The following is an 11129-nucleotide window of genomic DNA, read 5'->3' on the forward strand; positions in this document are numbered from 1 at the left end:
TCTGGCATACTAATGAATGTGTGAACGGGGTGCGCCAAGGCCTAACTCACCAAACCTTTGGGGGTAAGTGGTGGTCCGGTTGAAATACCGGGCCACCACTTAGTTATTTAACCAAGCATCCTGTGAGAGGAACGTCCAAAAATTGCCCTCTTGCGTGGAACAGCAACAACTTCCTGCTAGCTTTACTGGTGAGTAGCCCACCGTTGGCTCAGTCAAACCCATGACCACTTGTTGCTGGAAGGAATAGACATCGGCCATGAGCGTCGCCGAGTTTGACCGCAGCAGCGCAGTTGCCAGCCGTCCCGCCCGGCTGCCCAACATCAACGGCCTGCTGCTGCGCCCCCGCGTGGTGGCGTTGCTGGAGGCTGCCGCAGCCGCGCCGGTGTGCATCGTGAGCGGCCCACGGGGATGCGGCAAGACGGTGGTCCTGCAGCAATGGAGTTCGGAAACGTCCAGGAACATCGCCTGGCTCACGTTGGAGGACCGGGCCACCACGGCTGACCAGTTGTTCCAGCTGCTGCACCTCGCCCTCGGCACCCCTTCGCATGCCGGGTTGTCCCGGCGAACCGTCGTGGACGTGGCCGAGGATCCGATCCGCCAGCTCGCTGACTGTCTGCGTGGCTCCGAACCCACCACGTTGATAGTGGACAACTACCAGCCGGAGCGACACCCCGGCGGTTGGCGGGAGCTGGCCCGGCTGCTTGCGCTGGCCCCCGAACTAAGCTTGATAGTTGCCACCCGCTCGGCGGTGGACTCTGCGCAACGGCAGGCCTGGTGCAGCCTTGACGTTGAAGCCATTGATGCCGGCTGCTTGGCATTTAGCGACGCCGAGGCAGCACAATTCCATGCGGGCACGGCAGTGGAGAGTATTGGCGCCGAACTCAATCAAGAATTTCAAGGTTTGCCCGCACTCCACAAAACAGCCCAGCGCTGTGCCCGGCGGCCCGTTCCGCCCAACGCAGCACTCACAAAACACATTCTTGGGCAGGTGGCGCAGATCCTCACAAGGGAAGGCAGCACCGCCGCAAAACTCTGGCTGGGTGCGGGCACAGTAAGGCTCCTCGCCGCCACCTTGTTGCTGGAGGGTTTTGACGAGGAATTGGCCCGGGCGGTTGTTCCCGGTGTGGATGTTCGGGCCGCCTTGCTGGCTCTTGAAGAGATTGGCGTCCTCAGTTCCGCCATCGCAGCATCGGGCATCCGCTACAGCTACCTGCCCTTGCTCCGAGAGGTGTACACGGATGTGTTGTCCAGTGACATAGCAGCGTGCCGGCGGCAGGTTCTGGCGGCTGCGACTGCCCTCGAGTTTTCCCGCAAGGAGTATCTGTTGGCGTTCAACTACGCCATAGCCAACCAGGACTATGAAACAGGGACAACGATCTTGCTCAAGTCGGGCATGCGCCAATTATTTGTCAGCAGCCCGTTCCTGCTCAGAACACTGCAGCAGGTGCCGTCTGCCCAGATGGTGAAGCACCCCTTGTTGGCAGTGACTCTTGGCATTATCCACAGCCGCGACACGCGCACACGGCTCAGAGGCTTGGAATACTTTGGACTGGCCCTGACTGATGCGCCAACTTATGGCAAAACAGGGCCGGTGGAACTCAGGCTTGCCTCCGTCCTGGCCCAGTCAGTTGCCCTGCGCCTGAGCGGATCGTTCACACTTGCCGCAGCGGTCTCCCGCAGGGGCCTGCGCGACCTCTCTGAGCTCCCTTTGCCGGACCGTGACCAGTTGCAAGTCTTTGAATCCGTAGCATTGGGACAATGGGGGCTGGCTTTGTTGCACATTGGAGATTTCGCTCCTGCAACCAAGGCCCTGTACAACGCATTTGCCGTGAGCGCTGCGGTTGGATCGTTGGAATCCATGTACTACGCCAATTCGCTCTTGGCCTACCGGTACGCCATTGACGGTGATTTGCGCACCGCAGCCGGCTACGCCGAATCGGCAGTGCGGCTGGTCCCGGATTTGCCAGCCATCTTGGGCCATCACCAGGCGCCCCTCAATCTGGCTCTGGCCCTGATTGCCCTTGGCCAGCTGCACCCCGACGCTGCGGAAACACATTTGGCCAAGGTCATCAGAGAGGCCCCAACCAGCGAGTTTTGGGGCCAAATGTGCATTATCCAGGCGCACATCGACCTACTCAAGGGCCGTGCGGGTGCAGCATCGGGCCAGCTGGAACTTGCCCTCCAGCTCAAGTTGGAGCACCCGGCGCTGAACCCTGGCGACGCTATCGGCTTGAAAGTGCTCCAGGCTCACCTGCTCATGGCCACTGGCAAGGCCTCAGGCGCGTCCGCAGCGCTTGAGCGCGCATCCTTGCGGGGGTCTGCTGCAGCAGAAATTTCGCGGGCTCGATTGAGTCTTGCGCTGGGCCGGCCGCAGGATGTGGTGGAATCCCTCGGCTCGGGATTGAAGTTCACCACAACCCTGCAACGAGTGGAGTCGCAGGCCATCCTCACAGTCGCCAGGCTGCACTTGTTGCCCCCGGATGTGGTCCGTGCGGACGTAGAGAAGCTCGCCGGGAGCCTGGAGACGCTGAACAATCTGTGGCCCCTGTCCCTGCTGCCGGCATCCAGCCTGCGTCTGCTGCGCGAGACAGTGGAGGCGCAGCACATCCCTTTCCCGGATCTGGCGGGCCTGCCGACAGGATCCCTGCCCTCGGCATTGTCCATGATCGCACTGACTCCCCGCGAGCGGTCCATTCTGGACACCTTGGCCCGGACGGCGGACAGGGCCGAGATCGCACGCTTGCACTTTGTCAGCCTCAACACCGTAAAGTCCCAGCTCCGCAGTCTCTACAAAAAGCTTGGTGTCAGCTCGCGCGAGGAGGCGCTGCTGGTGGCCAACCAAGAGAAGCTGCTGGGCCACTAGAGGCCTCCGTGTCGCCGAATTCGCTGGCGGGCACACCCCATGCGGCCCTGCTCCCTTGAGGGTGCAGGGCCGCAGCCGTTCTGGCCTTCCTCCTAGTGCCGCGCTGTGGAGGTGCGACGGCGTCGGGCAGACAGTGCCAAGGCCCCGCCTCCCAGCGCTGTCAGCACCAGGCCCATGGCCATCAGCAATGCACCGTCGAAGCCTGTGTTAGACAGACCCGATCCGGTCGGCGGCATTGTGGTGACGGAAGCGGGCGGAACCACCACAAACCCGAAGTCGAGGGTGGGGTCCCGCTCGCCGTCGTGCAACAGGCCTTCACTGCTGGCAGTCCAGGTGGCTGAGTCGCCCAGTCTGTCACCCTGGCCTGCCTTGGTGGGCAGGTAGGGGGCCAGAGCCTTCGCGGATGCCTCCTTGTCGATGGCGACGGTGTAGGACTGCCCGGCCGTAAGGACAGGCAAGTTCTCAAAGTTGTACTTGCCCTCCTTGTCGGTGGCAACCTGAGCAACAGTCTTGCCGAACACATCCGTCACAGCCTTGCCATCGGGGCCGGTGATCGTCAGGACAACATCCTTGATGCCGGGTTCGCCTGCATCTTGGCGGCCGTTGCCGTTGCGATCAACCCACACGTAGTCACCCACGGAGACCTTCGGCAGGACAAAGCCGAAGTCAAGGCTCGGATCCCTGTCGCCGTCGTTCAGCAATCCCTCGGTGGTGGCGGTCCAGGTCGAGGAGTCGGTGCCACGATCGCCCGCACCGGTGATGGTCGGGACGTAGGGTGCCAGGGCGTCCTTTGACCCGTCCCTGTCGATGGTGACGGTGTAGGACTTGCCGGCCGGCAGGACAGGCAGGTTCACGAACGTGTACTTGCCGTCCTTGTCGGTGGCAACATGAGCAACAGTCTTGCCGAACACATCCGTCACCGCCAAGCCGTCGGGGCCGGTGATGGTCAGGATGACATCCTTGATGCCCTTCTCACCGTCGGAGGCGATGCCGTCCCGGTTGCTGTCAACCCACACATAGTCACCCACGGAGACCTTCGGCAGCACGAAGCCGAAGTCAAGGCTCGGATCCCTGTCGCCGTCGTTCAGCAAACCCTCGGTGGTGGCGGTCCAGGTCGAGGAGTCGGTGCCACGCTCGCCCGCCCCGGTGATGGTCGGGACGTAGGGTGCCAGAGCTTCCTTTGACCCGTCCCTGTCGATGGTGACGGTGTAGGACTTGCCGGCCGGCAGGACAGGCAGGTTCACGAACGTGTACTTGCCGTCTTCATCCGTTGTGGAGGTCCCCACGGGGTTGCCGAACACATCGTTGGCAGGCTTGCCGTCGGGGCCGGTGATCGTCAGGATGACATCCTTGATGCCCTTCTCGCCGTCGGACGCGATGCCGTCGCGGTTGCTGTCCACCCACACATAGTCACCCACGGAGACCTTGGGCAGCACGAAGCCGAAGTCAAGGCTCGGATCCCTGTCGCCGTCGTTCAGCAAACCCTCGGTGGTGGTAGTCCAGGTCGAGGAATCGGTGCCACGAACCCCTGCACCCAGTTGGGTGGGGATGTACGGGGCCAGGGGCTTGGCCGAAGCAGTCTGATCGATCGTGACCGTGTAGAACTCGCCGGCCGCCAGGACGGGCAGGTTCACGAAGCTGTACTTGCCCTTCTCATCCGTGGTTAGGGGGCCAACAGGGTTGCCGAACACATCTGTGACCGCCAAGCCGTCCGGCCCAAGAAGGGCCAGCACAACATCCGCAAGGCCCTTCTCGCCGTCGGACTGGATACCGTCACGGTCTGTATCAACCCACACATAATCGCCCACGGATACCCTAGGCAGCACGAAGCCGAAGTCAAGGCTGGGATCCCTGTCACCGTCCCGGGTCAAGCCTTCACTGCTGGCGGTCCAGGTCGAGGAATCGGTGCCTCGATCACCGGCACCGGTGATGGTGGGGATATAGGCAGCCAAGGCTTCCTGCGAACCGGCCTTGTCGATGGCCACCGTGTAGGACTCGTCATCCTTTAGAACGGGCAGGTTCACAAACGTGTACCCGCCGTTTTCGTCCGTGGTGGCGGAGCCAACAGGGTTGCCGAAGACATCCGTGACAGGCAAGCCGTCCGGACCGGTGAGAGTCAGCACAACACCCTCGATGCCCTTCTCACCCGCAGTCTGGATACCGTCCCGGCTGGTGTCTGCCCACACATAGTCACCCACGGAGACCTTGGGCAGCACGAAGCCGAAGTCAAGGCTCGGATCCCTGTCACCGTCCTGGGTCAAGCCTTCGGAGGTGGCGGTCCAGCTTGAGGAATCAGTGCCTCGATCACCGGCACCGGTGATGGTGGGGATGTACGCAGCCAAGGCTTCCTGCGAACCGTCCTTGTCAATGGCGACATTGTAGTTCTCGCCATCCTTCAGGACGGGCAGGTTCACAAAGGTGTACCCGCCATTTTCGTCCGTGGTGGCAGGGCCAACAGGCCTGCCAAACACATCCGTGACAGCCTTGCCATCGGGGCCGGTGAGGGTCAGCACAACATCCTCGATGCCCTTCTCACCCGCAGTCTGGATACCATCACGGTTGCTGTCCACCCACACGTAGTCGCCCACAGAGACCTTGGGCAGCACGAAGCCAAAGTCCAGGCTCGGATCCCTGTCACCATCCTGGGTCAAGCCCTGGGAGGTGGCGGTCCAGGTGGCGGAATCAGTGCCTCGATCACCGGCACCGGTGATGGTGGGGATGTAGGGAGCCAGGGGCGTGGCCGAGGCTGCCTTGTCAATGGCGACGGTGTAGGACTCGCCAGCCGTCAAGGCAGGCAGGTTTTCAAAGGTGTACCCGCCATTTTCGTCCGTGGTGGCAGGGCCAACAGGCCTGCCAAACACATCCGTGACAGCCTTGCCATCGGGGCCGGTGAGGGTCAGCACAACATCCTCGATGCCCTTCTCACCCGCTGTCTGGATACCATCACGGTTGCTGTCCACCCACACAAAGTCGCCCACGGAAACCTTGGGCGGGATGACAACGAAGCCAAAGTCCAGGCTCGGATCCCTGTCACCATCCTGGGTCAAGCCCTCACTCGTGGCTGTCCAAGTGGCGGAATCGGTGCCGCGGTCGCCCGCACCAGTCTTGGTCGGCATGTAGAGTTCCAGCGGTTTGGCTGACGCTTGCTGGTCGATGGTGACAGTGTAGGACTGCCCAGCCTTGAGGGGCGGCAGGTTCTCGAACGTGTATTTGCCGTTGGAGTCCGTCATGGTCGGCAGCACGGGATTGCCGTACACATCCGTGACAGCCAGGCCGTCCGGGCCAACAACACCCAGGACAACATCCTTGATGCCCTTCTCGCCGGCGTCCTGAACGCCGTTGGCATTGCCGTCCACCCAGACAAAGTCTCCCAGTGAAACTTTTTCCTTCTCCAGGGGGCGGAAGGTGATGCCCGTCTTGATGGGCTCCTGGCTGCGGTGGTCAGGCACATTGTTGACCTGCGCACGCGCATAGTAGCCAAATGAGTTCCAGGCAGGTGCCAACGCTTCGGCACCGGCGGGCATTTCAGTTGCCGATGCGGTGGTGAATGTCAGCGACACGGATTCGTTCGGGGCCAGCCCGGGGGCGAAGTCGTAGACGGCCTTCAGGCCTTTGATGTCCTTCGGGTTTGCCGGACGAGCCGATACCCAGTTGTTGGTGCAGCCCGTCCACGGGGTGCCTGCAGCTAGGTTGCCGTTGGGCTTGCAGCTGGCTGGGTCACCAATCAAGTAGAAAAGTGCCCGGGTTGTTCCTGGCGCCAAGGCAGGAGCCTCAATGTCCAGCAGGGTGGGTGTCCACTGGGAGCCGCGTGCGGTGCCAGCCTGTGTGGGTGTCACGCCATGATCGCCCACCCAGGGGAAGATGTCCAAGACCTCAAGGTGGTTGGTGGGCACGTTGCCTGTGTTGGTCACCTGGAGCTTCCACTGTGCCGTTCCACCGGGCTTGGTTTCCACAACACAGGGGTAGCGGTAGAAACCGCCACCAAAATCGTGGCAGCTGCTGCCATTGATGTTGTTGTGGACGCCAGTGGGAGCGCTCTGGCCAGTTGTGGGGACTTCACGCACCAACTTCATGGACGAGTAGCCCTGGCCTTCGATGACACCCACCACGCTGGTGCCAACAAAGGGTGCAGTAAGATTCTCCCCCGTGAACGTCAGGGTGTTCGTCAGGTCAGTTCCGGCTGGAACACCCGCACGGACCTGGACGGGCAACACAATGGTGTAGCTTTCACCGGGGTACAGGATGGCACCTTCGGGGAAGGTGAAGGAGACCTCATTGCCATTGGCAACCGTTGCGCTGACGTCTTTGGCGCTTTCCGGCATGGTGCTGCCCGGTTTGGCACCGGCGTACTTGCCGGCGAGCGTGTAGACAACCGTGGCGGCAAAGTCCGGTTCAACTCCCAACAATGGACCCTTGGCGTCCTTGGGCAGGGCGTCAACAATGCTCGGTGTGGTGATGGGCTCCGAGCCGGAGTTGGTGACCTTCATGGTGTAGTTGATGCTTTGGCCTGCGGAAACCCTGCCGTTGAGGGCGTCGTTGGTTTTGGCCACAGCTGCACCGGGAACTCCCGGCAGGTATTTGTACTCTGCCGTGGAGTCTAGTTTCGGGTATTCCCTGCCCAAACGGGAAACCGTCCCGCTTGCCGTGTTGGCAACGGTGGAGTTCTTTGCTTCACCGGCGTTGGCAGCGTCCCCCTTGGTGCTGTTCAACTCCCCCGACCGCAGTTCGTAGCGTGGCAGCACTTGGAACTTGAAAGTGTTGTCCGTGCGCGCCAATTCAGCAAAGTCGGCAGCCGTGATGGTGATGCGGAAACCCTCGATCGACGTCATGGGTGCCTTGCCGTTGTGGGCACCCACCAGCGCCGCCATGGTGGAGGCCAGGTTGTCCGCCCTGACCCATTCACCACCTGTGACAACAAGCTGACCGTCAACATTCTTGTAGCTGGCGCCCGTGAAGAACTCGTAGCTCATCTTGGCGCTCTGCGGACCGCTTTGGAAATCCCGCCACGAAACAAAGTTAAACGCGTTCCAGAAGGTGGGGTCAATGTCCTCCACAACAATCTTGTCGGCCTTGTCCGCACCGGAGCTCAGAACTAGCGTCACATCAACCGGAGCAGGTTTCCCATTCGCGGGGAAGAGTGTTGCAGGGCCAGCGGAGCTAAACGACTTGCTCAGCGTGGGCGCGATGGCTACTGAATTCCTGGTCACCACACTCAGGTTTGCTGACGCCTCACCCGATTGGGTGTCCGGGCCACGGCCGATTTCCGAGCCCACGGAGTTCTTGATGGTGTATTTCGGGGTCACCACATTGGGCACCACCGCGGCCAAGGCCGTGTCAATGGGTGTCTGAGTGCCCAGCAGCGTGGTGCGCAACTTCGTGGCGACCGTGAGGTCGAAGCGGGCGTCACGGGGGACGCTGGCGCTGCCGGTCTTGACCAGGGAGAAGTCAAAGCCAACAACGTTGGCCCAGTCAATATCCGCAACGGTTGCCGGGCTGGTGGCCTGGACGCCTGACAACTCACGCGTGGCGCCGTCGGCCATTGTCAACGTCAGCCGCGCCATCTCGACAACTGCTCCCCCGCCCAGTGCCGCACTGAAATTGGTGATTTCCATGTAGTCAAACGGTTTGCTGCCCGCGGTGGGCTCTGAAATTTTCAGTGCATCCACGGCATACGTTGAGGTGTTTTGGGTCGCAAGCTTGAGCACCGAGGCCGGGGTCATGTTTGAGGGCTTCTGTACAATGCTGGCCGTCGCCCACGTCTTGGACGTGGACAGGTGCAGCGGCTTGTCAACAACCACAGTGCCTGAGGCATCCGGGCCGTTGTTGCTGCCCAACACATTGGTGAACTGTACTTTGTCAGCAACCAGCTGGGTCAGTTCAAACTCTACGTTTGCTGTGACGGACTGGTTCCTGGGGAAGGTGCCGTCGGTGCGCAGGTAGCTGATGCGCACCCCCTTCGCATCGGCCGGCAATGCGATCGCCGTGGCTCCGGCGTTGGCGGCAGCCACAACCCAGGCGCCTGCGCCGTTTTGGTATTCAACCCGGACGGTTGTGGCGTTTTGGCGGTTGGCGATGGTCAGTGACACTGGCTTCCAGGCAGGTGCCATGGGGGCGAACATGTCTGTTTGCACAATCTGGCGCACGTCAGCGTTGGTGGCTGCGTCCAGTCCCGTGGTCAGCGAGGCGGTGGTGGTGTCTCCCACGATTCCCTCGACACGATCCGGGGAGAAACTTTTGCTGCTGGAAAGCCTTTCGACGGGCGCAACCACCTGAAGGGTTGCCGTCTCATCGTCGGTTGTGGCTGCTGTGCCGCCGGGCGAGGTGCCACTGGCACGAACAGTGTTGGCGTGGGCTCCCACAGTGGTGCCCACCACACCAAACTCGAGAGCAACAGCTGCCGCAGGTGCGTAGCTGCCGGTGAACGTTGCGGAGAAGTTCGTCACGGCCGGGCCTGCGGGCACGTCTGCCGGGTAGCTGATCTTTCCATTGGTGTTCAGGAGCGTGTATGTCTCCCCGGCAATGGTCACCTCAATGGAATCGGTGTTGGCGGGCCACGGGCTTTGCACAAATGCTGCAAAGTCAATGCCGCTGCCGAAAGGGGCCACCCCTGTTGCCGGTTCGGTGAGTGTCATGGTCTTCAGCGGCTGGTTCGAGGCGTTGCTGGCCCCCAGCTTGACAACGGATTTCTCCGCGGTGCGCCCTTCGAAGGGGGCCACACCCGCCACAACCTGGCCGGGCGTGAAGGACTTGGACGCCTGAACTCTGTAGTCCACTGCCTCAACAACAAAGGAGTCGGTTGCGGCGGTTGGCTTGGTGGAATCACCCTTGGGCGTCTGGGCTGTGATTGACACGTCGTTGCGCACAGTTCCCGGGGCAGCATTGGCCCGCAGCACTGTGTTCAGTTTGATGGACCCCGCAGCGCCGTTGGCGGCAATGCCACCCTTGACAGTGGTGGATTCGGAGGAGGTAAAGACGAACTCAAAACCTGTGACGGTGGAAGGGTCCACGCCAGCCGGCAGGCTAGGCACTGCTGCGGGGGCGCCGTCGTGCTTGGTGTTTCCCACAAAGTAATTGACCTGGATCCGGTCGGCTTTGCCAGGAAAGCTCACCGCGCCGAAACCGGTAAACGCCACCGAGGCAAACGGCGTGGAACCGCCCGACGGCTCAAGGATGGTCAACGATGTTGCCCCCACCTTGGAGGTGTTCCTGATGCCACCGAGAGTCACTGTGTTGCCCGAACCGGACCCGGCAAGCACTGTGTCACGTTCCCACGACTTGGTGATAGCGGCGTTGGGCGCGGGGTCAATGACCAGCGGAACTTCCGGTGCAGTGGCCTTGAGCTCGCCAAGATTTGAGGTCAAGGTCGCCTCGTTGACAAGCTTGGTGCCGCCCAGTTCGGCCGAGGTGTCAGTGGGCAGCTTTGCCACAATGGTGATTTCGTAGTCTGATCCCGCAATCAAGCCTTTGTCGTTGGGCCTGTCCGCGGAGAATTCGTTAAAGGTCAGTTGGAGCTGGCTCTTGTCCAAGGCATCGCCCCTGCCCACGGGCTGCGCAAATCCCTGAAGGTCAAACGATTCCAGAACCAGTGGCGGCGGAAGCAGGTCCACGAGCTTTGCACCAACGCAAGGGTCGGTGATGGATGAACAGCCCACCGTCAGTTTGTAGGTGACGAATTCCCCTGGGTGCAGCGGCTTGGCGTCCACCACAGTCTTGGTCAGCACCATGCCGTTGCCCTGACTCGAGGGCACAGCTGGTGACGCCACGGCAAGGGGGCCCCCGACGCCCACTGCCAGGATGAGCGTCAGCACTATGGCCAAGCCTCTACGAAGTCTTAACATTCAATTCCTTAACTCATCGGTGATTGGCACATGCTTTCCCATGGCCGCTCATCATTTCCCTGTGCAGGCGCCCCAGATGCGCCCGAAAATGTGTCACAGATTTCCATAGAACATACTTCCACTGTCCAAATGGACAGGGGCTGTACTTGCGGATAAATCACCCCCGCATTTCACCCTCTCAAGACGCATCCAGGGCGCCCGGCCAGCAATATGGCCGCCGAATGGGACCTGGGTCACATTCGCGGGGTGGGGCGGTACCATGGAAGGACGTGTTGGCAGCACCCACCGTGCGGCTACGTTCTCAAGAAAGCCCCTGCCATGTCCGTTGGTGTTTTTGATTTGTTTTCTGTGGGCATTGGGCCTTCGAGTTCGCATACTGTGGGGCCCATGCGTGCGGCTGCGGCGTTTGTTCAGGAACTGATCCAGGG

The 11129-nt window shown here is 61.5% G+C and carries 3 protein-coding genes; 2 read left to right on the plus strand and 1 reads right to left on the minus strand.

The window, feature by feature from the left end; translation table 11 throughout:
* Positions 1–256 precede the first annotated feature (256 nt).
* Entirely contained in the window at positions 257–2863 is a 2607-nt protein-coding gene (locus tag ACX80Q_RS15135; protein WP_459331360.1) for a helix-turn-helix transcriptional regulator, read from the plus strand.
* 92 nt (positions 2864–2955) lie between these two features.
* On the opposite strand, the gene ACX80Q_RS15140 is transcribed toward ACX80Q_RS15135, so the two are convergent.
* Complete coding sequence (locus ACX80Q_RS15140; protein WP_459331361.1) at positions 2956–10701, minus strand: SdrD B-like domain-containing protein; 7746 nt, start codon at positions 10699–10701, stop codon at positions 2956–2958.
* 318 nt (positions 10702–11019) lie between these two features.
* Here ACX80Q_RS15140 and ACX80Q_RS15145 point away from each other — a divergent pair.
* A partial coding sequence (locus tag ACX80Q_RS15145; RefSeq protein WP_459328716.1) for a serine dehydratase beta chain occupies positions 11020–11129 on the plus strand: 110 nt, incomplete at its 3' end.

Source organism: Arthrobacter sp. HLT1-20 (assembly GCF_054510895.1).